Source organism: Streptococcus sp. 27098_8_74 (assembly GCF_041431705.1).
GTDB classification, from domain to species: Bacteria; Bacillota; Bacilli; order Lactobacillales; family Streptococcaceae; genus Streptococcus; species Streptococcus salivarius_E.
On record NZ_JAPVYF010000028.1, the window covers coordinates 1 to 26,049 of the forward strand.

29 protein-coding genes and 2 pseudogenes are annotated in these 26,049 nt (G+C 40.9%); 5 read left to right on the forward strand and 26 right to left on the reverse strand.

Annotated elements, in window-relative coordinates; all coding sequences use genetic code 11:
* The 14 genes and pseudogenes from O3670_RS09360 to dinB form a co-directional block, all read right to left on the reverse strand.
* Nucleotides 1-194: pseudogene (locus O3670_RS09360) on the reverse strand (cation:proton antiporter); the annotation flags it as partial.
* Nucleotides 195-202: 8 nt separating this feature from the next.
* On the reverse strand, nt 203-445 hold the full coding sequence (locus tag O3670_RS09365) for a hypothetical protein (RefSeq protein ID WP_002884312.1): 243 nt from the start codon (nt 443-445) through the stop codon (nt 203-205).
* Nucleotides 442-990 (reverse strand): tRNA 5-(aminomethyl)-2-thiouridylate-methyltransferase MnmM, encoded by a 549-nt coding sequence (gene mnmM / locus O3670_RS09370; RefSeq protein WP_002884470.1) that lies wholly within the window; start codon nt 988-990, stop codon nt 442-444. The genes O3670_RS09365 and mnmM overlap by 4 nt, the downstream gene beginning before the upstream one ends.
* Nucleotides 987-1,931 carry a tRNA modification radical SAM protein MnmL/YtqA gene (gene mnmL / locus O3670_RS09375; RefSeq protein ID WP_175061956.1) on the reverse strand — a complete coding sequence of 315 codons (945 nt, stop codon included), beginning with the start codon at nt 1,929-1,931 and terminating at the stop codon, nt 987-989. Before mnmL ends, mnmM begins: the two co-directional genes overlap by 4 nt.
* A gap of 85 nt (nt 1,932-2,016) precedes the next feature.
* Nucleotides 2,017-3,093 carry a SepM family pheromone-processing serine protease gene (locus O3670_RS09380; protein WP_021143684.1) on the reverse strand — a complete coding sequence of 359 codons (1,077 nt, stop codon included), beginning with the start codon at nt 3,091-3,093 and terminating at the stop codon, nt 2,017-2,019.
* Nucleotides 3,071-3,568 carry a pantetheine-phosphate adenylyltransferase gene (coaD, locus tag O3670_RS09385; protein WP_021143683.1) on the reverse strand — a complete coding sequence of 166 codons (498 nt, stop codon included), beginning with the start codon at nt 3,566-3,568 and terminating at the stop codon, nt 3,071-3,073. Before coaD ends, O3670_RS09380 begins: the two co-directional genes overlap by 23 nt.
* 32 nt (nt 3,569-3,600) lie before the next feature.
* The gene (gene rsmD / locus O3670_RS09390; RefSeq protein WP_227039374.1) at nt 3,601-4,197 is read right to left on the reverse strand and encodes a 16S rRNA (guanine(966)-N(2))-methyltransferase RsmD; all 597 of its coding nucleotides are present in this window, start codon (nt 4,195-4,197) and stop codon (nt 3,601-3,603) included.
* 93 nt (nt 4,198-4,290) lie between these two features.
* Entirely contained in the window at nt 4,291-5,244 is a 954-nt protein-coding gene (gene trxB, locus O3670_RS09395; RefSeq protein ID WP_255296714.1) for a thioredoxin-disulfide reductase, read from the reverse strand.
* Between the two features lie 32 nt (nt 5,245-5,276).
* Nucleotides 5,277-5,501, reverse strand: coding sequence for a DUF4059 family protein (locus O3670_RS09400; protein WP_002884393.1), 225 nt, complete (start codon nt 5,499-5,501; stop codon nt 5,277-5,279).
* A gap of 211 nt (nt 5,502-5,712) precedes the next feature.
* Entirely contained in the window at nt 5,713-6,456 is a 744-nt protein-coding gene (locus tag O3670_RS09405) for an amino acid ABC transporter ATP-binding protein (RefSeq protein WP_002891704.1), read from the reverse strand.
* Nucleotides 6,456-7,202: an amino acid ABC transporter permease gene (locus O3670_RS09410; protein ID WP_095559509.1), complete on the reverse strand. Its 747-nt coding sequence runs from the start codon at nt 7,200-7,202 to the stop codon at nt 6,456-6,458. The genes O3670_RS09405 and O3670_RS09410 overlap by 1 nt, the downstream gene beginning before the upstream one ends.
* Before the next feature lie 597 nt (nt 7,203-7,799).
* Nucleotides 7,800-8,630, reverse strand: coding sequence for a transporter substrate-binding domain-containing protein (locus O3670_RS09415; protein WP_014634974.1), 831 nt, complete (start codon nt 8,628-8,630; stop codon nt 7,800-7,802).
* Between the two features lie 214 nt (nt 8,631-8,844).
* The gene (locus O3670_RS09420) at nt 8,845-9,735 is read right to left on the reverse strand and encodes a peptidase (RefSeq protein WP_118189315.1); all 891 of its coding nucleotides are present in this window, start codon (nt 9,733-9,735) and stop codon (nt 8,845-8,847) included.
* 100 nt (nt 9,736-9,835) lie between these two features.
* Nucleotides 9,836-10,945: a DNA polymerase IV gene (gene dinB / locus O3670_RS09425; RefSeq protein ID WP_148512872.1), complete on the reverse strand. Its 1,110-nt coding sequence runs from the start codon at nt 10,943-10,945 to the stop codon at nt 9,836-9,838.
* A gap of 267 nt (nt 10,946-11,212) precedes the next feature.
* Between dinB and pflB the strand changes: the two genes are divergently transcribed.
* The 3 genes from pflB (at nt 11,213) to O3670_RS09440 (ending at nt 15,108) form a co-directional block, all read left to right on the forward strand.
* Complete coding sequence (gene pflB / locus O3670_RS09430) at nt 11,213-13,525, forward strand: formate C-acetyltransferase (RefSeq protein WP_049553862.1); 2,313 nt, start codon at nt 11,213-11,215, stop codon at nt 13,523-13,525.
* 263 nt (nt 13,526-13,788) lie between these two features.
* Nucleotides 13,789-14,571, forward strand: coding sequence for a carbonic anhydrase (locus O3670_RS09435; protein WP_371596069.1), 783 nt, complete (start codon nt 13,789-13,791; stop codon nt 14,569-14,571).
* A gap of 84 nt (nt 14,572-14,655) precedes the next feature.
* The gene (locus O3670_RS09440; protein WP_155213159.1) at nt 14,656-15,108 is read left to right on the forward strand and encodes a GNAT family N-acetyltransferase; all 453 of its coding nucleotides are present in this window, start codon (nt 14,656-14,658) and stop codon (nt 15,106-15,108) included.
* Nucleotides 15,109-15,124: 16 nt separating this feature from the next.
* Here the strand turns inward: O3670_RS09440 and O3670_RS09445 are convergent, their stop codons facing one another.
* From O3670_RS09445 to O3670_RS09455, 3 genes are read right to left on the reverse strand one after another with little or no spacing between them, the layout of a single operon-like run.
* On the reverse strand, nt 15,125-15,799 hold the full coding sequence (locus O3670_RS09445) for a hypothetical protein (RefSeq protein ID WP_073688430.1): 675 nt from the start codon (nt 15,797-15,799) through the stop codon (nt 15,125-15,127).
* Nucleotides 15,783-16,730: a serine hydrolase domain-containing protein gene (locus tag O3670_RS09450; RefSeq protein ID WP_371596070.1), complete on the reverse strand. Its 948-nt coding sequence runs from the start codon at nt 16,728-16,730 to the stop codon at nt 15,783-15,785. The genes O3670_RS09445 and O3670_RS09450 overlap by 17 nt, the downstream gene beginning before the upstream one ends.
* Nucleotides 16,730-17,485 (reverse strand): CppA family protein, encoded by a 756-nt coding sequence (locus tag O3670_RS09455; protein WP_022495893.1) that lies wholly within the window; start codon nt 17,483-17,485, stop codon nt 16,730-16,732. Before O3670_RS09455 ends, O3670_RS09450 begins: the two co-directional genes overlap by 1 nt.
* Nucleotides 17,486-17,658: 173 nt before the next feature.
* Between O3670_RS09455 and O3670_RS09460 the strand changes: the two genes are divergently transcribed.
* Complete coding sequence (locus O3670_RS09460) at nt 17,659-18,330, forward strand: CPBP family intramembrane glutamic endopeptidase (protein ID WP_080702584.1); 672 nt, start codon at nt 17,659-17,661, stop codon at nt 18,328-18,330.
* Between the two features lie 89 nt (nt 18,331-18,419).
* Here the strand turns inward: O3670_RS09460 and gla are convergent, their stop codons facing one another.
* The gene (gene gla, locus O3670_RS09465; RefSeq protein ID WP_037602504.1) at nt 18,420-19,286 is read right to left on the reverse strand and encodes an aquaglyceroporin Gla; all 867 of its coding nucleotides are present in this window, start codon (nt 19,284-19,286) and stop codon (nt 18,420-18,422) included.
* Nucleotides 19,287-19,406: 120 nt separating this feature from the next.
* Here gla and O3670_RS09470 point away from each other — a divergent pair, with 120 nt between their 5' ends.
* Nucleotides 19,407-21,674, forward strand: coding sequence for a Xaa-Pro dipeptidyl-peptidase (locus O3670_RS09470; protein WP_037602507.1), 2,268 nt, complete (start codon nt 19,407-19,409; stop codon nt 21,672-21,674).
* A 196-nt stretch (nt 21,675-21,870) separates the two neighbouring features.
* Here O3670_RS09470 and O3670_RS09475 read toward each other — a convergent pair whose 3' ends face one another.
* The 8 genes and pseudogenes from O3670_RS09475 to O3670_RS09510 form a co-directional block, all read right to left on the reverse strand.
* The gene (locus O3670_RS09475) at nt 21,871-22,167 is read right to left on the reverse strand and encodes a bacteriocin immunity protein (RefSeq protein ID WP_021152512.1); all 297 of its coding nucleotides are present in this window, start codon (nt 22,165-22,167) and stop codon (nt 21,871-21,873) included.
* 769 nt (nt 22,168-22,936) lie between these two features.
* Nucleotides 22,937-23,337, reverse strand: a pseudogene (locus O3670_RS09480) (hypothetical protein).
* A 329-nt stretch (nt 23,338-23,666) separates the two neighbouring features.
* Nucleotides 23,667-23,834, reverse strand: coding sequence for a hypothetical protein (locus O3670_RS09485; protein WP_022495889.1), 168 nt, complete (start codon nt 23,832-23,834; stop codon nt 23,667-23,669).
* Between the two features lie 74 nt (nt 23,835-23,908).
* Entirely contained in the window at nt 23,909-24,034 is a 126-nt protein-coding gene (locus O3670_RS09490; protein WP_022495888.1) for a hypothetical protein, read from the reverse strand.
* Nucleotides 24,022-24,111 carry a ComC/BlpC family leader-containing pheromone/bacteriocin gene (locus O3670_RS09495; RefSeq protein WP_022495887.1) on the reverse strand — a complete coding sequence of 30 codons (90 nt, stop codon included), beginning with the start codon at nt 24,109-24,111 and terminating at the stop codon, nt 24,022-24,024. The genes O3670_RS09490 and O3670_RS09495 overlap by 13 nt, the downstream gene beginning before the upstream one ends.
* A gap of 141 nt (nt 24,112-24,252) precedes the next feature.
* Nucleotides 24,253-24,420 carry a hypothetical protein gene (locus O3670_RS09500; RefSeq protein ID WP_002891737.1) on the reverse strand — a complete coding sequence of 56 codons (168 nt, stop codon included), beginning with the start codon at nt 24,418-24,420 and terminating at the stop codon, nt 24,253-24,255.
* 15 nt (nt 24,421-24,435) lie between these two features.
* Nucleotides 24,436-24,615 carry a Blp family class II bacteriocin gene (locus O3670_RS09505; protein WP_002891738.1) on the reverse strand — a complete coding sequence of 60 codons (180 nt, stop codon included), beginning with the start codon at nt 24,613-24,615 and terminating at the stop codon, nt 24,436-24,438.
* Between the two features lie 159 nt (nt 24,616-24,774).
* On the reverse strand, nt 24,775-26,049 hold a 1,275-nt coding region (locus tag O3670_RS09510), incomplete at its 5' end, for an ABC transporter ATP-binding protein (protein ID WP_371596071.1).

The window sequence follows — 26,049 nt, forward strand, 5'->3', positions numbered from 1 at the left end:
AGCAAGGGAGCAATAATGAAAGCTAGGAAAAGTTCTGTTTCAAGCTCGAAAGCGCGTCCCTTAAAAAGTAAACCAATACCAACCCCAAAAATAATTTGAATCAAAGGTAGGGGAAGACGTGGAAAGACACGATTGATAACGTTAGATAAAATCAAGCTAAAAAGAAGAACAAGCAAAGCTAATGATAAATGCATAGCTCCTCCTACCCTTCCTTATGACAACAATTTGAGAATAGTTCTTTTTGCTTACTAATTTTTTTATCAATAGCAGTGACATCTTCCTTGGCCAAAAGTTTATGGCAACGTTCGACCTCAAGACTAGCTAACTTTTTCTTAATTTTAGCCGTTTTACGATTATCAACCTTTTTCAAAGTACCCTCGGTACTTTGCTTATCTATATATTTGGCCTGCATATCTGCAAGCTTTTCTTTAATATCTGTAATCATTGTAATTTCTCCAACATCACCAAAAATGGTGGGGTATTAATTTGATTAAGGGGTTGGTAAAGCATAGCTGTAAAATCACGCTGGTCCAAACCGATAACGTACTCAAGCACAGCATCCTTCTCCATATCGCCACCATCATGACCATAGTAAATCATAATAGCTAAACGACCACCCACCTCTAGACGGTCAAGAATTTTCTCAATGGCCTCAAGGGTCGTGTGGGGTTTGGTAATAACACTCTTATCTGCAGATGGCAGATAGCCCAGATTGAAAATAGCTGCACGAATAGGTTCCGTGACATAATGATCCAGATTTTCGTGACCGTCTAAAATGAGTTCCGCATTTTCAATTTCCAAATCTGACAAGCGTTGACGAGTCTTTTCGAGCGCCTGCTCCTGCACGTCAAAGGCATAAACCTTCTTGGCAAGACCAGCCAGAAAGGCTGTGTCATTACCGTTTCCCATGGTTGCATCGACAGCAACACTCTCGTCATCCAGCACTTGAGCTAGAAAGTCATGAGACAGATGAATTGGTCGTTTAATCATGCTTTTTCCTCCTTCTCGTTAGCTACTTTGCACCCTTGCCATGAGTCGCGACGTTCCATCTCTTTGTCAATGGCATTGAGGACTTCCCATTTGTTAAGACTCCACATAGGACCTATCAACATATCTCTCGGCGCATCACCAGTAATTCGATGAATGACGATATCCTTAGGGATGATTTCCAACTGGTCACAGATGATGGACACATACTCTTCCTGACTCAGCAATTTAAGACGCCCCTCGTGGTAGTCCCTTTGCATACGCGTATTGGTCATCAAGTGGAGGAGGTGGAGTTTAATTCCCTGAATGTCATTGTCCGTCACACAACGGCGAACATTTTCCACCATCATCTCGTGGGTTTCCCCTGGCAGCCCATTAATCAGATGCGATACAATCTCAGCCTTTGGCGCACGCTCACGCACACGCTTAACCGTCTCCACATAGAGATCATAGCTGTGTGCTCGGTTAATGAGCTCCGAGGTTTCTTCATAAGTCGTCTGCAAGCCAAGTTCAACGGTCACATGAATACGTTCTGTGAGTTCTGCCAGATAATCAATGACATCGTCTGGCAAACAGTCCGGGCGGGTACCGATGTTGATGCCAACAACACCAGGCTCATTGATAGCCTGTTCGTAGCGTTCCTTGATAACCTCAAGCGGCGCGTGGGTATTGGTAAAGTTTTGAAAATAAACCAGATATTTCTGAACTTCTGGCCACTTGCGGTGCATGAAGTCAATCTCATGGTAAAACTGCTCACGAATCGGTGCCTCAGGAGCTACAATAGCGTCCCCAGATCCCGATACCGTACAAAAGGTACAGCCACCGTGGGCCACTGTGCCATCACGGTTGGGACAATCAAAGCCCGCATCTATAGGAAGTTTGAAAATCTTTTCGCCAAAAATTTCACGATAGTAATCATTGACTGTTCTATAACGTTTTTTCATAAAGACTATTATAACACTTTGACCATAAAAAGAGAGTAAGACTAGGACAAAAATCATGGATTTCTGCCTGTCCTACTCTCTCTTCTTACTTAGTCTTTTTCAAATAATCAATGGCTTCTTGAGCTGTTTTAACAGGAACGATTTTCATCTTGGTCCCCAGTTTCTTGGCAGCTTCCTTGGCCTCTTGATAGTTAGTCTTGGCATCCGGATCAGCCTTTTTCATTTCCTTAGTTACTGGATTATTTGGCACGAAGAAAATATCTGCGCCACTATCAGCCGCTGATTTCACCTTGAGGTAGGCCCCACCGATATCACCGACAGCCCCATCCTTTTCAATAGTGCCTGTTCCAGCAATTTTACGGCCAGCCTTGAGGTCTTGACCAGACACCTGATCGTAAATAGCCAAAGTAAACATAAGCCCCGCACTTGGTCCACCAACACCATCAAGTTTAAACTTCACGTTTTCAGGACTCTTGACCTCAGTATGATCCGTCAAACCAATACCGATACCATTTTTACCATTAGCAATCTTAATGATCTTACCAGTGGCAGTCTTTTCTTTGTCCTCTGTCATATAAGTAACCTTGACTTTTGAACCCAACTTAAGTCCTTGGACGTATTTAATCAAGTCAGTAGAATTATCAAAGGTCTTGCCATTGACAGCTGTCACCGTATCCGCAATATTAAGGACACCCTTGAAACTAGAATCATCAGCCACCTGAAGCACATAAACACCCATATACTCCAAGCTAGCCTCCTTACCAGCCAGAGTCAAGCCCTGATAAATCGCCTGGTTTTGGGAAGTCTCCATGTAGAATTGATTGATACGCATGAAATCTTCATCAGAGTAATTTCCAGTCGCCTCTTCAGCCGTTTGAAGCTTTGCAAAATCATTAAGCTGAGCATAGAGCATGAGGGCCAAAGTTGCCTTGGTTTGAGCCACCGCCACAAAATTGTAGGATCCTTTTGAATCATCAGCTTTCTTATCTACAGTCAAGACTTCCTTAGTATCAAAAGCCCCACCTGGAAGCTCAACATAATAATTATTTAGCGGGAAAAAGAGGGAAAAGAGGAGGAAAAGTACCGTAAAAATACTTAGCAACCACCACTTAATCCGCCAAATTTTCCCTAATAGTGATTTAGATACGTTCTTGTTTGCCACGCTTGGCCTCCACTTCCTTAACAACTACTTGAGGAACATAAGAACTAATGTCCCCCTCAAAATAAATCAACTCACGCACACGACTCGAGGACACTGGTGTCACCTCATGACTAGCAATCAAATAAACCGTTTCAAGCTCAGGCGCCAGCCCCTTATTGAAATAATCCATATTAGCCTCATAGTCAAAATCTGTCGCATTACGAAGGCCTCTAACCAGATAAGTCACCCCAAGATCTCTGGCGACATCTACAGCCAGACTATCGTGAGCCGTTATAACCTTGACATTGGGAAGATCTGCTACAACCTCTTCCAAGATACGCTTGCGAGTCTCAATGTCCCAGAAGCCCTGCTTATTTTTATTATAAAATAGTCCAATATAGAGCTCATCAAAGAGCTTGCTGGCTCTGGCAATAATATCCATATGCCCATTGGTAATCGGATCAAAAGACCCCGTAAACATAGCAATCTTTGTCATAGCATTCCTTTCTACAACTTCCCTATCAAAGGCTAACGCACGTAAACGGTCACCTTACTGATACCATAGGTTTTCTGCTTCCAAATCCCAAAGTTTGAAATTTCTTCAGGCAAGTCCACAGTCTTATCCGTCTCGCAAACCAACATAACTTCTTCAGCCAAGAGCCCTTGCTCCTCTAACTGAGTAATATTAGCCACAATCTGCTCTTTGGCATAAGGCGGATCTAAAAGCACCAAGTCAAATTGACCTGTCAATTGTGTCAATGCACGCGTTGCATCCATCTTCAAAAGCTGAAACTGCTTCTCACTCTTGGTCATCTTGATATTTTCCTGGATAATAGCCTGTGCCCGACGATCCTTTTCCACGAGGACAGCAGACGACATACCACGACTGATAGCCTCAATAGCCAGGCTACCGCTCCCAGAAAAAAGATCCAAAACACGCCCTCCATCAAAGAAAGGACCAATCATATTGAAAATGGCACCTTTGACCTTGTCCGTTGTTGGACGAGTCGTTTTGCCTTCTAACGTTTTAAGCGGACGCCCGCCAAAATCACCTGCTACAACACGCAAGTTGGTCACCTCGTTTTTACTGATTTTTAGTAAGACTTTTTTATTATAACAAAAAATTACACATAGATGTTGCCACAAAGAAATCTAGTCATGCTAAATACCTACAAGACCACACAAAAAACTCGAGAACCTCCCGAGTTTCCATTTATTTTACTTATCACCAAGTGCAGTCACGTAGTTGTAGGCTTCGATACCAGCTGTGGCACCATCCCCTACGGCTGTTGTAATTTGACGAAGGTCTTTCTGGCGGACATCCCCAATGGCAAAGATACCAGGAATACGTGTCGCCATCTTATCATCTGTAATTACCCAACCATCTTGGTCAGTGATGTCAAGACCTGTCAAGTAATCTGAAACTGGATCAAGTCCCACATAAACAAAGACACCACCAAATTCGTGGTTAGTCACCTCACCAGTTTTGACATTCTTGATATCAACACTGCGAACCTTGATATCATCACCCTTGATTTCTTCAACGACTGAATCCCAGATAAACTTGACCTTTTCATTGGCAAAGGCACGGTCTTGAAGAACCTTTTGGGCACGCAATTCATCACGACGGTGAACAATGGTCACGCTATTGGCAAAGCGTGTCAAATAAATTCCTTCTTCAACGGCAGAGTCTCCACCACCAACAACCAAGAGGTCTTGATTACGGAAAAAGGCACCATCACACACCGCACAGTAAGATACACCACGGCTGTTGTACTCTTCTTCACCAGCAACACCAATATGACGGTGTTTGGCACCAGTCGCAATGATAACTGTCTTGGTTTGATACTCCTCATCACCAGTTTTAACAACTTTATAGTCACCCTTGTCTTCGATACCAGACACAATACCATAAAGATTTTCAACGCCCAATTTTTCCAAGGGTTCAAACATCTTCATTGACAATTCTGGACCAGAGATACTTTCAAAACCAGGGTAATTTTCAATATCAGACGTGTTATTCATCTGTCCACCAGGAGCACCTTGCTCCAAAGTTGCCACTTTAAGGTTGGCACGAGCTGCATAAAGTGCTGCAGTCATCCCCGCAGGACCAGCTCCAATAACAATTGTATCGTACATGAGTAACTCCTTATATGATTTTCTTGTAGAGATATCTTACACCTAATGTGCCAACAAAGCTAGAATTATGCATTCAGCACGATAAGAATCGCCATAAAAGCAAATGCCAAAACTGGAATCGAAACCATCGACATCATAATAGCATCATAGAGGGCACCTTGTCGCTCCTTAACTGTCTTGTCAGCACGACGTAACGCACGCCATCCAAGCCAAATGGCACCAATCACCAAGCACACAAAGAAAGCAATCACAAGGCCTAAGAGATAAAATTTAAAAATATTTAATAACATAAATCATCCTAAAGTGAGAAATAGAAAAGGCTGAGATAACATTCTCCAACCTCTAAATTCGACTAGTAATAACTGCACGATGCAGCCTCTGATTGGACTATAGTCGCCTTTGAAACATTCAAAAGTTCCTAATCATCCTTGTGGGATTTTGACTATGAACTAAACTGTAGTCCTATCCCACTACCTTTTCTATTGTAACAAAAATCCCATCTTAAAGATATTGTTTTGAATAAGAAGCGAAAAATTCTTTTGTTCGCTCTTCTTTTGGATGGTTAAAGATTTCATCAGGTGTTCCTTGTTCAAGGATATGACCTTTTTCAAGAAAGAGCACCTTGTCAGCTACTTGATAAACAAAGTTCATGTCGTGACTGACCAAAATCATGGTTTGACCTGACTTAGCCGCATCAGCGATTGATTTTTCAACCTCACCGACCAACTCAGGGTCAAGGGCAGATGTCGGTTCGTCAAGCAAGAGCACATCAGGCTTCATTGCAAGGGCACGAGCCAAGGCCACACGTTGCTTTTGACCACCCGACAAGTGACGTGGGTAGTGATTTTCACGATTAGAAAGCCCAACCTTAGCGAGCTCTTCTTTAGCAATCTTGGTAGCTTCGTCGTCAGAAAGTTTCTTAACAATCTTAAGACCTTCCTTAACATTATCCAAGGCTGTACGACGTTCAAAGAGGTTGAACTGTTGGAACACCATGGACAACTTACGACGAAGCGTAAGGATTTGCTCTTTAGTAATTGTTTCGAAATCTACCTTGAAATCATCAATGGTAATGGTACCAGAATCAGGTTGTTCCAAATAGTTTAAGCTACGAAGGATTGTTGACTTACCTGCACCAGAGGCACCAACAAGAGCTACAACTTCACCCTTTTCAATGTCAATATCAATGCCATCGAGAACCTTTTGTCCTGAAAATTCTTTGGTCAAATTTTTGATACTAATCATTAGCGGTCACCTCCAATGCCAGAAATGTCAGTCGCTTCAGGAGCCTTAATGGCCATATGATTTTCAACCGAACGACCAATGTACTCAATCAAGATTGAGATTGCCCAGTATACAAGGGCAACTGAGATATAACGTTCAAAGTAACGGTAGTCAGCACCACCCAAGATTTGAGCCTGTGCATACATTTCGACGATACCTGCACTAAAGGCAAGTGATGTTCCCTTAGTCAAACCAATCAGACTGTTAATCAAACTTGGTGTCGCAATAACCGCCGCATTTGGAATGATGACACGACGGTAAACTTGTGCTGATGTCATCCCAAGAGAACGGGCAGCTTCGATTTCCCCAGCGTCAACGGCCTGAATCGCTGCACGGATGGTCTCACTCATGTAAGCTGCTTCATTAAAGGCAAAGGCTGTAATAGCGAAGATAGCTGGTGGAATCTCATTAATGTTCCAATCTAAGCCGAACTCACCATTCAAGTAACGAAGGAAGAGTGGAATACCATAGTAAGTCAACATGAGTTGTACAAGGATTGGTGTCCCACGTAAGAAGCTTACAAAAACTGCTTGAATCGGATAAAGGATACGTACTCGATTGATCTTAACGACCGCAAAGACAAGGGCCAAAATCAAACCGAAGAAAGCACCTGCAATGGTCAAGCCCAAAGTTAAAGGCAAGCGTTCCACAATCTTAGGAACAGCATCGAAGACTGCCTTCCATGAGAAGAGTTTACCAGCTGGCATCCAAGATGAAATCCACTTGAAGACAATCGTAACCAGTTGCAAAATATAACCCCAAAGAATTTCTACTAGCCAAGACAAGGGAATGGCTAAAGTAACTGCTACTGCCAAACCAACCAAACCCATGATAACTTGGAGATACCAAGGTGACCGATTAAATGCTTCTATACTCTTTTTCACAATGTCGCCCTTTCTTTCTAAAAAAGTAGGTTAGCCTAGTGCTAACCGTCCAATTATCTTATCATAAATTCTATAGTATTCATTTTAGCACGACTCAGAAAGTCTGTGAAATAGTCTTTTCTTATCATAGTGATAAGAAAATCGTATCACTGATAGCAATACCTTATTAAGACTAAGAAGATTTGAACTAATTCCTTATTTCACGAACAAAGTGAGCATAAACCGAGGCTTTCCGACGTGAGAAAAACACCTGAAACTTTAAAGTTTCAGGTGTTCGGAAGTTTTGAGACCTTAGGCTCAAAACTTAGTCATGGAGCTTCGACGAAGGTCGCTGACGTCCGTCATCACCTCAGGAAAGCCTCAAAAGAAAGCTTTGTGTTCAATTCAAAGCTGAGACAGCAGTCTCAACTTTTAACAGTCTTATTTCAAATCACTGACGTAATCGCCACCGAAGTATTCCTTGCTGAGTTTGGCAAGGGTTCCATCCTTCTTAAGCTCTTTGATACGCTTATTAACAAAGGCCTTGAGTTCCTTACCTTGCTTATCATTTGAGAATAGAAGATATTCAAGACCATCAGTCTTCATACCAATATCGTCTTTAATCTTGTTTACAGCTAGCTTATAGCCTTGATCTTTGACAATGTACTCAGACGAAATGGCATCGTAAAGGATAAAATCAATTTTTCCTTCTTGAATGTGTTGAATACGTGTTGAAAGACCCGTTGAGCTAGAAGCATAGTTGATAGTAATTGGTGTCTTGTCCGCATTGGCATGGTTCCAATTTTCAAGCAACTGAGCATAATTAGAGCCAGGAAGCACCTCTGTCGTCTTACCAGACAAATCATCTAGGCTGGTAAACTTGGTACCCTCAGCACTAGTGATGGCATAGTTAGAACGTGAAATCGGATCTGAGAAACCATATTTCTGAGCACGTTCTTCATTGTAGTTGAAGTCGTTAGCCGCAATCTGATAACGTCCAGAATCCACCCCTGTCAAGATGGAATCAAAAGGTGTCGTCACAAACTTGACCTCATACTTGTCCGAATCCTTGAAAATAGCCTTGACCAAATCAATATCATAACCCTTGAAGTCGTCGCCTTTTTTGAAAGTGAAAGGCGCCGTATCAGAGTCTGTCGCAACAGTAATCGTCTGCTTTTCACCAGATGCCTTACTGTCACTCTTGTTCCCACAAGCAGCCAAAGTCAAAACCGACAAGCCAAGAATCCCTAAACCTGTAAGCCATTTTTTCATATCTATAATCCTCGATACTTTCATTAATAGTTAGTGATAACAGTTTATCATCTTCCTACAAACTCGTCTAATAATAAAATCCTAAGAGGTGATAGATAAAGGTTATAGGGGAATCGATACAACGAACAATAAGAAAAGAGCTGCCACTGGTGTGACAACTCTTCTCGCCCAAAAAAGCTTTCTGTACATGTTTAACATCAAATGCAATAAAACTCTATTTTTCCTTACTTGATGACTTACTGCTTGAATCGCTACTGTCTTCAGGTTGATAATCTGATAAATTCTTATGGATGCGTTCAGCGTAAACAGCTCTGCTTCCTGATTCATCATGATCGACCAAAGCTTCGGCAAGCTCTTTATAATCTTCTATAGAAATAGTCCAGTTGCCTCCATCATCTTTGGTTAGCTTGAAGGTCTTTTCTAGATCATCAGCACCTGTCAAAGGTGTATAGGCCATTTCTTTATCAATATCCTTAAATTGTGTCAAATCGCCGTTAAAGTTTTCACCATAAAGGAATTTCGTTGTGAGATCTTTGGCTTTACCTTTTTCTACATCGTTGTTATCAGCTTGATTCCACTGTTTCAACTTGTCAATGTCGTTGTCATAGAGACTCATAAGGAGAGTACGAACAGCAGCTGCAGCACCATAGGCACTAACAGAACGTGAAGTAAAGGTAACTGTCGCTTCATTTCCTTTAACTTTGACATCTTTCAGCTTATAGTCCTGAATCTTACCAATCATATTACGACGGACCTTGAGGAACTTAGAAAGCACTTGGGTTGGAGTCTTGGCATCATAGCCTTCAATGTATTTAAACGTATACTTGTCTTCCGGTGTATACCCCTTTTCCTCGATAGTATCTGCAACTTGTTTTTCAAAGACTTTCGTTTCAGTCCAGGTTTCGTAATTTTCACCGTAGAGTTTTGAAAAACCGTTACTAGATTTTCCAAGCATAGTATCAATTAAAACTGTCGCATCAGCCTTGGCACGTTCTGTCGGAGTTGGTGTCGCTTTTTTCTTCTCAGCTGGCTTATTGGAAGCACAAGCTACGAGAACCAAGCAAGCTGCCAGAATCAGTCCTAAATAGGTAAGAACTTTTTTCATTAAGATTATTCCCTCATTTCTTTTAGTTACTATTTAAGATAGCATAGGTCTGATGATTCTTCAAGGTCACTTTCCAAAAGAAAAAATCAAAACTCTACTATTATAATGACTCCAAATCATCTAGGTCCAATTGTCTGCCTTCTTGATTTTCCAGACCCGTCAGCGTCACACCAAGCAGGCGAACACCACTGCTATTTTCCTCCAGTTGGTCAAAAATGGTGTGGGCAATCCTTTCGATGGTGTCGAAATCCTGGGTCGATTTGTCCAAGGTCATACGCTTGGTTAAAGTCGAAAAATCCGAATAACGGACCTTGATGACAATAATTCGACCGACTTTTTTATTTTTCTGAGCACTTTCGGCTACCCGCCTAGCATTCTTAGTCAACTCAGCCTTGATATCATCTTCATTATAAAGAAGCTTGCCATAGGTTCGCTCACTTCCGATAGATTTACGGACACGATTGGGCCTAACAGGACTGTTGGAAATCCCTCTAGCCTTTCGAAAGAGATCAAATCCAAAACGTCCAAAACGATCAATCAGCGTCATCTCAGGAATCTTCAGAAGATCGGCACCGGTGTATATTTCCATGTCGTGAAGACGTTCAACTGACTTTTTACCTACCCCATGAAACTTTTCAATAGGGAGCTTTTCCAAAAATTCCTGAGCCTTCTCTGGAAGCACCACCGTCAAACCAGCAGGCTTTTGAAAATCAGAGGCTAGTTTGGCGATAAATTTATTGTAGGAAACGCCTGCTGAACAAGTCAGGTGAAGTTCCTGCCAAATATCATACTGGATAAGTTTGGCTATCTTAACCGCCGATTTGATACCAAGTTTATTTATCGTCACATCAAGATAGGCTTCGTCGATAGACATAGGCTCTACCAAGTCGGTATAGCGTTTAAAAATCTCACGAATCTGCATCCCTACCTCTCGGTAATGACTATAATTTCCTGAGATAAAGACAGCATTAGGACAACGTTCATAGGCTTCCTTAGAAGACATGGCTGAATGGACACCATATTTTCTAGCCTCGTAATTACAGGTTGATACCACCCCACGTCCCCCTGTTTTTCTAGGGTCGTGACCGATAATAACCGGTTTGTCTTTTAGACTGGGGTCATCCCTCATCTCGACCTGAGCAAAAAAGGCGTCCATGTCAATATGGATGATTTTCCGACTGATATCATTTATTAGAGGAAACTCTAACATGGCTCCCTGCCTCCTTTCTCAGATTTATCTCATTGTAAAGCTTTTCACATAAAACTTTGGGACTACAAAGCATTCTCCCCTTATGATACCAAAATCTACCAAAAAACAGAAATTTATAATACAGATTTGTCGTTTTCAAAACTGTATTATAAAAGAATGTCTCTAAAAACACAGTTTTAAAGTTGTGTAAGCGGTTACTGTGTGATAGAATACTTCTAGAGAATGTAACAGATGATTTTGTTACTAGAATTATAGGAGATCCAAACTATGGCAACGGTTAAAACTAACACAGATGTTTTTGAAAAAGCGTGGGAAGGCTTTAAAGGAACTGACTGGAAAGAAAAAGCTAGCGTTTCACGTTTCGTTCAAGCAAACTACACACCTTATGATGGTGACGAAAGCTTCCTTGCAGGACCAACTGAACGCTCTCTAAAAATTAAAAAAATCGTAGATGAAACTAAAGCAGGCTATGAAGCTGAAGGACGCTTCCCAATGGATACTCGTCCAACTTCAATCGCTGACATTGACGCAGGATACATTTCAAAAGAAGATGAACTTATCTATGGTATCCAAAATGATGAGCTCTTCAAATTGAACTTCATGCCTAAAGGTGGTATCCGTATGGCGGAAACTGCTTTGAAAGAACACGGTTATGAACCAGATCCAGCTGTACACGAAATTTTCACAAAATACGTAACTACAGTTAACGATGGTATCTTCCGTGCTTACACTTCAAACATCCGTCGTGCACGTCACGCTCACACAGTTACTGGTCTTCCAGATGCTTACTCACGTGGACGTATCATCGGGGTTTATGCTCGTCTTGCCCTTTACGGTGCTGACTACTTGATGCAAGAAAAAGTTAACGACTGGAATGCTATCAAAGAAATCGACGAAGAAACTATCCGTCTTCGTGAAGAAGTTAACCTTCAATACCAAGCACTTCAAGACGTTGTTCGCCTTGGTGACCTTTACGGTGTAGATGTTCGTCGCCCAGCCTTCGATACTAAAGAAGCTATCCAATGGACAAACATCGCCTTCATGGCAGTATGTCGTGTGATCAACGGTGCCGCTACATCTCTTGGACGTGTGCCAATCGTTCTTGATATCTATGCAGAACGTGACCTTGCTCGTGGTACTTACACTGAATCAGAAATCCAAGAATTCGTTGATGATTTCGTTATGAAACTTCGTACAGTTAAGTTTGCTCGTACAAAAGCTTACGACCAATTGTACTCAGGTGACCCAACATTCATCACAACTTCTATGGCTGGTATGGGTGCTGACGGACGTCACCGTGTTACTAAGATGGACTACCGTTTCTTGAACACTCTTGACAATATCGGTAACTCTCCAGAACCAAACTTGACAGTTCTTTGGACTGACAAATTGCCTTACTCATTCCGTCGCTACTGTATGCACATGAGCCACAAACACTCTTCTATCCAATACGAAGGTGTGACTACTATGGCTAAAGACGGATACGGTGAAATGAGCTGTATCTCATGTTGTGTATCACCACTTGACCCAGAAAACGAAGAACAACGTCACAACATCCAATACTTCGGTGCTCGTGTTAACGTGCTTAAAGCCCTTCTTACTGGTTTGAACGGTGGTTACGACGATGTTCATAAAGACTATAAAGTATTTGACATCGAACCAGTTCGTGACGAAGTTCTTGACTTTGACACTGTTAAAGCTAACTTCGAAAAATCTCTTGACTGGTTGACTGACACTTACGTAGATGCTCTTAACATCATCCACTACATGACTGATAAGTACAACTACGAAGCTGTTCAAATGGCCTTCTTGCCAACTAAACAACGTGCTAACATGGGATTCGGTATCTGTGGTTTCGCAAATACTGTCGATACATTGTCAGCAATCAAATACGCTACAGTTAAACCAATCCGTGACGAAGATGGCTACATCTACGACTACGAAACAATCGGTGAATACCCACGTTGGGGTGAAGATGACCCACGTTCAAACGAATTGGCAGAATGGTTGATCGAAGCTTACACTACTCGTCTTCGTAGCCACAAACTCTACAAAGATGCAGAAGCTACAGTTTCACTTCTTACAATCACTTCTAACGTTGCTTACTCTAAACAAACTGGTAACTCTCCAGTTCACAAAGGGGTATACCTCAACGAAGATGGTTCAGTGAACTTGTCTAAATTGGAATTCTTCTCACCAGGTGCTAACCCATCTAACAAAGCTAAAGGTGGATGGTTGCAAAACTTGAACTCACTTGCAAGCCTTGACTTCGGTTACGCAGCTGATGGTATCTCATTGACAACTCAAGTATCACCTCGTGCTCTTGGTAAGACTCACGACGAACAAGTTGACAACCTCGTAACTATCCTTGACGGATACTTCGAAAACGGTGGACAACACGTTAACTTGAACGTTATGGACTTGTCAGACGTTTACGAAAAGATTATGAGCGGTGAAGATGTTATCGTACGTATCTCTGGATACTGTGTAAACACTAAATACCTCACTCCAGAACAAAAAACTGAATTGACACAACGTGTCTTCCACGAAGTTCTTTCAATGGACGACGCTTTGGGATAAAAATGAATAAAGAGCTCGCAATTGCGAGTTCTTTTCTTTTTTTAAACACTTGTTTTCATTACATTTTTCTAAATCTACTATAATTTACATTTGACTTTTTCTCAGATTAGCTATAAAATAAAAGCGTTTCCGTTTGGTTTCTCCAAACACTTCACTCTCAGAAGCACCTCAGAGAAATGACACTCTATCACTGTCTAACTGCTAGTTTACAAATAACAGGTCAACTAGTATGACAATAAAATAAAAGAGTACAAGGAAGAAAGATGAATAAGAAAAGTTTTAAGCTAATTGGATTAGTAGCTCTCGTAGCAAGTACAGTCCTACTCGTAGCCTGCCAATCCGAGACAAAAACCAAAAACTCAAAGTCCAAGGACGTTCAATGGGGTTATACTGGCTCTACTGGTCCAGACCATTGGGGTGACCTTTCGAAAGATTATGAACTCAGCAAAAATGGTAAAGAACAATCTCCGATCAATATCACCGGAGCTGAGGACGTTGATCTTCCTGAACTAATCCTTAATAATCAAGAATCAGAAGCTCAAGTTGAAAATAACGGGCATACTATTGAAGTCAGCTTTAAAAATCCAAAGAATACCCTAACGATTGGTAACGAAGTTTACAAGTTGCAACAGTTCCATTTTCACGCACCAGCTGAGAATGAACTTGATGGTCAGACTTATCCTCTAGAGGGGCACTTCGTATATAAGACAGATAATGGGAAAATCACAGTTATCTCAGTTCTCTATAATTATGGCGATGAAAATCAAGCCTTAAAACAAATCTGGGACAAAATGCCTCAGGCGGCCAATACTGAAACTGAGCTTTCTCAGGCCATCTCACTTGATGATTTCTATCCTGAAGACAAGGACTACTACAACTTTGAGGGGTCCCTGACAACACCGCCATGCACTGAAGGTGTTAACTGGATTGTCTTCAAGAATCAAGAAACTGTCAGCAAGGAACAAGTGGAGAAATTCACTCAAACCCTTGGATTTGAAAATAACCGTCCTATCCAAGATACAAACGGTCGAAAGATAAAAGAATAAAACCTATCAAAAGCTTGATGACTACTCCTCTCATCAAGCTTTTTTTCATTGACGATATACTAGAATCTTTGTTACACTGGTTCTATGATTATCAAACATACAAGAGATACACTTTCAGAGACTTATCTAGATGCTGTGGCTATTCGAAACACCGTTTTCGTTAAAGGCCAAGGAGTTCCTCACTCTATCGAGATTGACGCAAATGAAGCCTACTGTATTCACTTTGTTTTATACGATGATAAAGACAAGGCTGCAGCAACCGTACGCCTACTGCCTAATAAAGATTTGACTCAGCTTACCCTCCAACGTATGGCGGTGCTCGATACCTACCAAGGTCAAGGTCTGGGAAGCATTCTCTTGAAAGAAGCTGAAGATTTTGCACAAGAGCAAGGCTTCCAGACTATTTCTCTCCATGCTCAACTCGGGGCACTTAAGTTCTACCTCAATAATGGCTATCAGGAAGTCGGTAAAATCTTTGAAGAGGCTGGTATCCAACATATTACTGTTGAAAAATCATTACTAAGTAAAAAAGCTTAAGCAGTAGGTCAACTGCTTAAGCTTCTTCTTTTGTCGCAAATATAGGATAGCCATGCTCGACAGCAAGAACTGATACATATTCTCTTTTCTTTAATGTCTCTACGATCTTTTTCCAGTATTTCTGCCCTTTAAAAAGAAGGACAAACACTCCCATGCAGACCAAAAAACCAAGAAATTGTTTATATTCAGAAGATGACAGTTTTGATTCTAGTTCTAGGAGCTCAAACAGTCCTCTCAATAGAACTGTAAAGGTAATCATTATAAGGCTAAGTCCACTAAAGTATCCTAAACATATAAGCAAATACCCTATTTGAAGCTTCTTGGAACGCTTCTTGTAGAGTAACTTATAGTCCTGACTGTACTTTTCAAATACAGGAAAGTGAATATCAAATCCTCTCCTCATACGAATGACTTTCAAATCAGGTTGGGCACGATAACCAAGGCAATGAATCAATTTGTATAGTATCTCTCTTATCAAGATATAAGAAGAAGCGATTATAGGGACTACTATACAAGAAAATACAAGAACACCTAAATAGAAGGAATCTTTATCAAATGCCAACAAGTCGACCATCAACCCAAAAAACATACCACAGACAAAGAGACTACTCCCGTTAAGCACACAAAAGAGGAGACTCAAAAACCAAGGGACAAGTTTGCTTTCCTTAGAATGTCTACTCGACCGTTTCACGAATCAGCTCCTTCTTCATTATCTCAATTAAAACATCTCTGTCTTTTATCCATTGAGCTCTCTCATCCTTGTAGTAAGTACGATTACTGAGGAAAATAGCTGCACGTTGAGCTGGGATATTGATAAGCACAAAGGTACCTGTATAACCAGTATGAAGAATCCAATCGCCTTGGAGGTCCCAAGCGACACTACGTTCCTTATTGGATTGGCTGATATTCTGCGTCAGATTTTTAGCAAAATCATTCCTCAAATAATGGTCAATAAAGATTTCCAAGTCCTTTAGGGTTGAAAAGAGACCTGCTGAACCTGTATGCTCTTTGAGCACTCGAGCCTTGGGATCGTGAACAGTTCCTCCCGGAATTCCCTCAATAGTTGGAACAGCAACCTCAACTGGACCAAACTGTGTTTCAGACATACCAAAAGGTTGAAAAATTTCGCTGTCAAAGAGCCTGTCCAGTCTTTGTCCAGATAATTTCTCAAGCATCAATCCCAGGAGAATAAAGTTAATATCGGTATACAAGAAATGTTTATCAGACTTAACTTTGATGGCATTTATAGCAGCAATCAAGCCAGCTTGGTCTAACTCATCACGGTTTGGAATAAAAGGATCAATGCCGCTACTGTGAGAAAGAAGCTGACGAAGGGTTAGCGTCTTGTCTACCACTTCAGGGTAATAGGTGGACAACTTCTCATCCAAATCCAATTTTCCTGACTGTAAGTAGAAGATACAAAGAGTCCCAACTCCCACCACCTTGGAAACACTAGCTAGATCATAGGTCACTCCTGGAACTACCGGAATATTTCCATCCTGAGTTCCTAGATAATGCTCCTGCCAATCTTGTCCGTCATAAAGTGCAAGGCTGGCACCCGGGAAGATGTCAGCCTTGATGTAGTCTGTAATTGTTGACAATGTTTGTTTAAAATTAGTCATTATTTTGTTAGCCAAACCTCAATATTACTCATATCAGTCAGTGCAAGTAGGCTTTCTTTAGTATCTAGATAACTTGAGAACTGTTCCTTTTCAAGTTTCTCATGCAAGGCAACCAAGTCGTAGTCTTCAGCTACCTTAAATTCTAGAATTTCCAAATCCCAAGTCTGGTCTGGACTCACTTGGAGGTCAGGACCTTCTGCTTTCTCAAAGTGGATAGACAAAGGCAATTCTTCGCCAAAAAGATTGTCGTAAAAGAAAGCTGCTTGAGCTGTATCAACAACGTTCAAGGTCAAAGACTCGACCGTAAAGTCTGACACTCCTTTGAAATCTTCTTTTTCTTCAACATCTGCGTATTCAACTGTCTTAAGAGTAGACAAGTCATCTTCGGCATGCATCAAAATAAGACCATTCTCAGGTGAGATTGTTTCAAAAGCATACCCTTTTTCCCCTTGGAAAATAGCCTTGGCTTGGTGATCATCACGCGCCAAAAGGTACTCAATCTCAAGTGGATCTGAAACCTTGATAACCACTTTATTAATTTTCTTAGGACCTTCAACTGCACGACAACGGTAAGCTGGTGACTCCTCAATCACAAAAAGTGAGTTACGGTCTGTCCAATCTGTGAAGACCGCAAGGGCATTTTCCTCAGTCAAAAGCTTAAATCCTAATGTATTTTGGTAAAAATCAATATTTTCTTGTCTGTTATTCACACGAAAGATTGGTGTGTGAAACTTAAAATTCCCTGATTGCGTCATGACAACCTCCATTCTTTTCTATTTTATCCGAAAAGAGCCTGTGTGACAAGGATTTTCCTAAGAAAAAACAGGATTGTAATTTTTTCACATTCTTTCACATAAATTATGAAAATCATTATATTATATTTACCTTAGGACTAGCTATTTCCTCATTTTAGAGTATAATAGAGACTATGAAAACTCTCGTCAATCATTTGGCGTTTAGACATACCTATCAGGGATTCTTTTTACTGCTGATGATAGCTATCCCAAACCTGGCTTTAGGTATGACAACGTCCTATAACAATCAGACTGGGTTGACCTTCACTAGCCTTGAAAGCTGGGGAATTATCGCTGTCAATCTCATTATTTTTTATATTACCTATCTTTGGGCTAAAAATGAAGGTTTGCTTACTCACTTTAGACTAGACCGAAAGGATACTAAAGCTATTATCTGGGGCTTTGTGCTTATTTTTCTGATGGGGGTTATTGGGAGCAATCTTATGCTACTGACTCACACCAACTACCATGTAGAACTTCAAAGAACTCTTACGACAACGCCTATCCTACCAGTAGCCATTGGCATGATGACCACAGCCTTCTTACAAGAGCTACTCTTTCGCAAGTGGATTTTCTCTTGGCTGGCTCCTTATTCGACAGTTGCTGTTTTAGTGAGTACCGGTCTCTTTTGCCTATTCCATATGCCTACCAACCTTGCCCACCTCCTCCTTTATATTGGAATGGGCTTGGCTCTCTCTATGATTTACCAAAAAAGAGAAAATCTATCAGCGGCTATCTCACTTCATGTCCTATGGAATCTTTTCACCTTAGGTGCTACAATCCTAGTCATAACTACTCCTGTGTAACTGAGAAAACTTTCTCAGTTTTTTTGCTACTTTCAAAATTTTTAGCGTAAAAAAAATCTGAAGCTTGAACCTCAGATTTTTTGTATTGATTAAAGGTAGAGGGCTTTGAACAAGTATACAGCCAAAATTCCTGCAAGGATTGGAGCTACAACTGGAACCCAAGCATACCACCATTTAGAATCACCTTTGTGCTCACCAAGAACTGATGTTGGCAAGATGTGGTGAAGAAGACGTGGCATCAAATCACGGGCTGGGTTAAGGGCTGGTCCTGTAGGTCCACCAAATGATAGAACCAAGGCACAAACCAAGAAACCAACACCGATGTGAGCTACAGCAAGAGATCCATTCGCCATTTGGCCTGTTACAGCTTCTTTATCATACCCATATTGGACTGCTTGTGAGACCAATTTGTGACCAAAGTAGTTGTTAGTCAAGGCAAGGGCACCAAAGAAGAGAAGGAATGAACCCGCAAACTCATTGGCAAAACCGTTAGCCCATGCACGATTACGATTTTCTGGAGTATCATCATGATCGTCAACTGCTGAGATCGTTGAGAAGGTACCAAGAATATTGTTAGGGTTCTCAGTTTGTACATAGTAAGGTTGGTGAACCCAAACCACGATAGCTTGACCTACAAAGGCACCAAGAAGTTGTGCAATAAGGTATCCAGGAACACCTACCCATGAGAACAAGCCAGATGCAGCAAGTCCAAGTGTGAAGGCAGGGTTGATGTGGTTACCAGAAACATCACCAAACATAAGGGCTGGCATCATAACACCAAAACCATAACCAAAGGCGATTACAATCCAACCAGATTTGTTACCTTTTGTTCCCTTAAGCTCAACGTTGGCAACAGCACCATTACCAAGTGCTACAAGAAAAGCAGTCGCGATAAACTCAGTGAGGTATTTCAAAACCCATTCACTGGTGAACGCTTCTTTTAGAAAATCATTCATTTGTCTCTTTATTTCCTTTCGATTTTACAATAATTTAGACATCTATCATTTTATCAAGTATAATGTCTGATGTAAAGATATTTCTGAAATGTTTACGTATTATTTTTGAGGTTTTTGAATATGAAATTTAATCAGTTTAGTTACATCCCAGTTAGTCCTGAAATAGCTTGTCAGGAACTTCGTTCTTTAGGATTTGAAGTCTCTCTAGATGCTAGTGCCAAAGCCAATTTTGAGGCCTTTGTTCGCAAGTCCTTCCTCTTCTTTGAAGACACCGACTTAGCTTTGAAAAATTGGATTGCCGATACAGAGACTGACCTCCTGACCTTTTTCCAATCAGACCGTCCTTTGACTGCTGAAGTCTTTGGTTTGGTAGCCCTTCAACTGCTAGGATTTGTCCCTAATGTGGACTTTACAGACAGTGCTGCTTTCCTAGAGAAAATGGCCTTTCCAATCACTTTTGATGGCAGTCTTAACAACCTTCATCGATTGTTGGCGACACGCACACAGTCTGGCAATACCTTAATTGATCAGTTAGTAGCTCAGGATTTAATCCCTGTAAGTAATGACTACGTCTTCTTTAATGGTAAGAGCTTAGCGACATTTGACACTAATCAGCTTCACCGTGAAGTGGTTTATGTCGAAACACCTGTAGATACTGATAAAGACGGGCAGTTAGACTTGGTCAAGGTGACTATCTTACGTCCTAATGTGGACTTCCCAGTTCCAGCCATGATGACCGCAAGTCCTTATCAACAAGGGACTAATGAGCCTGCTTCAGATAAGCTCACCCACAAGATGGAGGGAGACTTGCTCGTCAAACCAGCAGGTGAAATCTCTCTTAGACAACCTGAAATCAAGGTACCAGAGGCAGACCTTACGCCTATCAATCCTGTCACAAAGGCTCAGGAGCGTTTTGCTCACACAGATACCTACACACTTAACGATTACATGTTAGCTCGTGGTGTGGCCTCTATCTATGTATCCGGTGTTGGTACCTTCAACTCAGAAGGTTTCATGACCTCTGGAGACTATCAACAGGTTCTGGCCTATAAAGCTGTCATCGACTGGCTCAATGGTCGTGCACGCGCCTTTACTAGCCGTAGCAGACAGCATACAATCACTGCTGATTGGGCTTCTGGTAAGGTGACTACTACTGGACTATCATACTTGGGTACCATGTCCAACGCCCTAGCCACAACTGGCGTCGACGGTTTGGAGATGGTAATCGCTGAAGCAGGTATTTCTTCTTGGTACGACTACTATCGTGAAAATGGACTCCTCGTTAGTCCTGGAGGCTACCCTGGTGAAGATCTCGATACCTTGACTGAATTTACCTATTCTCGTGCCCTATTAGCTGGAGAATACCTACGCCACCAAAAGGACTATGAGACCTACCTCAAAGAGCTAAGCAAAGCCATTGATCGTACGCACGGAGACTATAGCCAGTTCTGGCATGACCGCAACTATGTGCAATTCGCAGACCGTGTCAAAGCTACTGTAGTCTTTACACACGGTAGCCAGGATTGGAATGTCAAACCGATTAACGTCTATCAAATGTTCAATGCTCTTCCAGACTCTCTTGAAAAACACCTCTTCTTCCACAATGGTGCACACGTTTACATGAATGCTTGGCAGTCTATTGACTTCCGAGAAAGCATGAACGCCTTGATTTGTCAGAAACTCCTTGGTTTGGAGAATGGCTACACACTACCTACTGTTATCTGGCAAAACAACCAGTCTGAACAGACCTGGGAAGTTCTCGATAACTTTGGACACGACAATGGTAAAAACATTCAGCTTGGTGAGACTGAAGCTAGTATCGCTAACCATTATGAAGAGGAAACCTTTGCCAAATACGGTAAAGCTTACCAAAGCTTCAAGGATGACCTCTTTGCAGACAAAGCCAACGCCATTACCTTGGACTTTGAACTGGACCAAGACATCCAGATTAATGGCCGTGTCCACCTAGAGCTCAAGGTTAAGTCTAGCACAAACCGTAGTCTTATCTCGGCCCAGGTTCTGGAAATGGGAGATAAAAAATACCTAGCTCCAATACCTGAATTAAAACGCATGAGTTTAGATAACGGACGTCTCTTCAAGGAAGAAGCCTTACGTGAACTGCCATTCAAGCAGGCCAAATACCGTGTCATTACCAAAGGACACCTTAACCTGCAAAATCGTAAAGACCTTCTTACCATTGAAGATGTTACGCCAAATGAATGGATGACTATCGGTTTGGACTTACAACCAACCATCTACAAACTCAACAAGGGCGACAAACTCCGACTCGTTCTCTATACCACAGACTTTGAACACACCATTCGTGACAATAGTGACTACGAATTAACTGTGGACCTAAGCCAAAGTCAGATGACATTGCCTTATTAGTCTTTATCACAAAATTCCCATAGGATGATGACTCCTATGGGAACTTTTTTTGTGTGTAAATAAGCAAGATTTAGGCTTCAATTGTTACGATTTATTTTAATATCATTTAAACAAATGATATAGCCAAGACAGTGGAATAACACAAATTCTCAATGGACAACTCAACCTTAAAACCGAGAAATCCTCCCTAATGACATCAATAGCCATAACGAATCGCTAGCAATTTTCGCAACTCTGCCATTCGCTCCTCGATAAAGGGAGACAAGGTTAGCTGGTCTTTTCTGACCACTTCGGATATTTCCAGTGACATCCTGCTTAAGATATAGGGAGTGGCTGAACGAGAGTCTGCAAGTTCCGTTCGGTAGGAGTGCAGGACCTGCTTCAAATCAGCATAATCTGGCTTATCTCCAATAGTTTCAATTACTTCATCGATGATAGCTACTGCTTGTTCTCGTCTCTCTTTGCCTCCTGCAAACCATTTAAGTCCTGTCATTAAGAAAACCTCCTTATTTCTTTCAACTAATTTTTCAATCACATCTTTAGTATAGCATTCAAGTCTTTCTATCAGAGCTAGCGTCCCAAAAAGTGGCTATATGTCCTAAATGGTAGCCAAATCCAGATTGGATGCTGAATAGATAGAGCATTTAAATCTATATTCCCAATGACTACTCCTAGGATTGCTGATACGACACGTAACGAACGTAACACAGCAGAACTAATTTTTTGTAATATCACCATGGTAATTCCTTTTCTACTTGAGTCATTTACATAAACTACTAGGGCGTTATCTAAAGAATGATTGGCTATTATTCTGAATCTAGCATGGCTAAAGACACGAATCTGTCACTTTCCATGCTGCTTAAAACAAATACATCACTTCTCATTTCTAAAAATCAGCTGACTAAGATCATCAGAGAACGATAAAGAAACATAAAGTGACAAGGTATAAAATAAAAATGTTCTTTCTTGATGCCAGAAAAATGTTATCACACATTGAATACAGACAGCCAAGATAACTTGTAGGATAAATATTATGTATTTTCTAGAAAAAACAGATTGTTCCAATAGTAATCCTCCTTTCATGACATATTTTGAAGACCCAGACCTTGCAAGTTTTGTCTATACGATAGAAGAATATCCGTCAAGCCATAGAAATCCTACTCTAATTTTCACATTTTTCATTAATCACTTTCTTATTATAGCGTTTTTATGCACTTTATGCAACGTAAATTGAATAATGTCACAAATGGTTACTATATTTTCTATCTTTTAAAATATTTTTTGACTTGCAAGTAAGCTAGAAAATCACAGAGAATTAACAAAAGCATTAATACGACTAGTACTATGCGGTCTGTGGTATCACTGAATGTTAGTAATGTGTAAAACTCTACACAAAGCACTAGAAATGAGATGACCAGAAAGACAATGAAGGACTGCCATATTGTTAACGGATTTACTGAATCGGGACGCTTCTTAAGCAAACGGTAGAGCAGTCCATTTACAAAAATGACTACTAAAGCTAGTGCTCCGACTGATAACCAAATCTCTGGCGAAGTCTTACTTTTGTAGAGAGAAATACTGGTACTTATAAGAAAGACTGCCAATACAGCAGTGATGGTCCTAAAAATCGCAATACTCTCGAACTAATACTCTTTAACTTCATGATAAAACACTTAAGCTATGAATAACCTCAGTCAGTCTTGTAAACCGAATAAGCTATTACATTTAACTCTATTCCTTTCTGTATTTTTTTATACTGCTGTAAGATCTCAAGTAATCCCTTAGCGATTAAATTCTACTGGAGATGTAATACAATAGCGTCATTAGCACTGATATTTTAAATAAGCGAATATACATATCTTTATTTTTTCTATTACAAAAATATGCAATCAAATATAATACAATCTCCGCTATCATTAGCAAGAATAATTTTACTTCGGGAACATCAAAAATAAGCATTTGCAAGCACCTCACGTTCAAAGGGGCAAAAGGTTACTTTTTAAACTGTGACCATTTTTTAAAAAGGAGACTATAAAGAAGCAAGGTTAGCCCCAACAAGTTAATGGTATGGTGGACTGCATCCAAACTTCTAAATAGATTAGCGAGGCCCATTCCGATGAGAATGGTAGCCAGTAAATACGGTTTTGAGTTTTTAAACATACTTTTCTCCTTAAAGTGTTTTTAGCGTTCTGTGCAAAGCTATTCACAGACTAGCAATTGACAAGGTATCTCAATTAGGATTTCTTTTTAGCGGAATTGGTAGCTTTGTGTTTTTCAAGCAATGACATAATAGGCTTATCCAAAAAACTCATCACAGCCATGAAAACCATCCCTAAAATATAACTTTTCAAATCAAACATAATCCATCACCACCTTCAACGTTTGCAAGTGCCTCAAGGTCAAGGAGTTCAAAATTGTTATTTGTTTGCCTTGTCATAGCAACAACCTCCTAAACTATTTTTTAGCTTTTTTCTCTCAAGCTATGAATTTTATTATAGGTTGTAGGCCGACAAAAAAGTAGTGACATAAATGTCACTACTCGTTTTTGATTTTTAGGAACTCTACATTTCGAATACTTCTATTTTTTGAGTCGCTCCCATTTGCTAAAAATCAGACTATAAGTGATTAATGCCAACCCTACCAAATTAATGATATGATGAACAAAATCTAAATTTCTGAAAAGGTTAGCAATGCCAAATCCTAAAAGGAAAATGGCTAGTAAATACATTTTTTTATCTTTAAGCATAGAATCACCTAAATATTAGCAGAATGTGGCATAACCAACTAAAGCTCCTCCCCAGTAACCTACTGGGCCTCCTGCTGATCCTACTAGAGCAGATCCGATTGTGCCGGCATAACACTTAACCCATCCACCACCTTCAACGTTTGCAAGTGCCTCGAGATCGAGTGTTTCAAAATTGTTCATTGTTTGTGTTGTCATTCTAACAACCTCCTAAAATATTATTTTTTAGCTTTTTCTCTCAAGCTATGGTTTTATTATAGGTTGCAAGCCAACAAAAAAGTAGTGACATGTATGTCACCACTCGATTTTGATTTTTAAGAAATCTTTTCGAATATAGAATCTATGGTCTAGATTAGCTTACGCTCCTTCCATAGCGCCTGCTTGTAGGCTGTACATCTTATGATAGGTGCCACCGAGGGCTAGGAGTTCCTCGTGGCTACCGTGTTCGATGATGCGGCCCTTGTCTAAGACATAGATGCAGTTGGCATCTTGGATAGTCGATAGGCGGTGGGCAATGGCAATGGTTGTACGTCCTTGACGCATTTTTGCTAGAGAGTTTTGAACAATAGCCTCTGTCTCCGAATCGATATTGGCTGTCGCTTCATCCAAAATCAAGATTTTAGGCTGGCTAGCAACGGTCCTAGCAAAGGCTAGAAGCTGACGTTGACCGGTTGAAAAACTTGAACCTCGTTCGGAAACTGGAGCATCATAACCTTCTGGAAGTTTGTCGATAAAGTGGTTGGCATCCACAAACTCAGCAGCGGCTTTGATCTCTTCATCAGTTAAATCCTGATACATTGCAATATTGGATTTGATTGTACCATGATAGAGAAAGGGTTCCTGAAGGACAAGACCAATGTTCTTACGCAGCTCTGCCTGACTATAATCGCGAATATCTACACCGTCAAGAAGAACTCGTCCTGATTGGAACTCATAAAAACGCATGAATACATTGATAATAGAGGATTTTCCGGAACCTGTAGAACCGACAAAGGCGATGGTCTCACCTTTATTGACAGAGAAGGATATGTTATCTAAAATCTGGTGTTTACCATCATAGGAGAAAGAGACATTTTCAAAGCGAATATTCCCCTCAGTAACCTTGGCATCTGTGTCTCTCTGCTCAGGCTCATAGGTGCGCTCGTCAATCAAAGCGAAGACCCGACCTGCTGAGACCATCGAGGTTTGCAAGGTTGAGAAGTTTTGTGTCACTTCAATCAAAGGATCAAAGAGGCGGTTAATGTACTGGATAAAGGCATACATGGTACCTGCTGTGATACCCAGATAGATGCCACGATAGCCAAAATAAGCCATGAGAACAGCATAGCCCAGGAGCTTCAGTAAGCTCATGGCTGGGCGTAGAAAGAGAGAATCCAGTGACATGGAACGGCTGGCGTAAATCAGGTGTTCCTCATTAATGGCATCAAACTCTTTTTTGAGACGTTTCTCTTGGTTAAAGGCCTGAATGATGCGAATCCCTTCGATACTCTCTGACAGTTTGGCATTTATATCTGAAAGCAAGGCTCTGGTCTTTTCAATGATGACCACTGATTTTTTGCGGTAGAGATTAACCAAAAGAACAATCAGAGGAAGAAAGAGCACAATAAGCCCGGTCAGACGAATGTCCAAGAT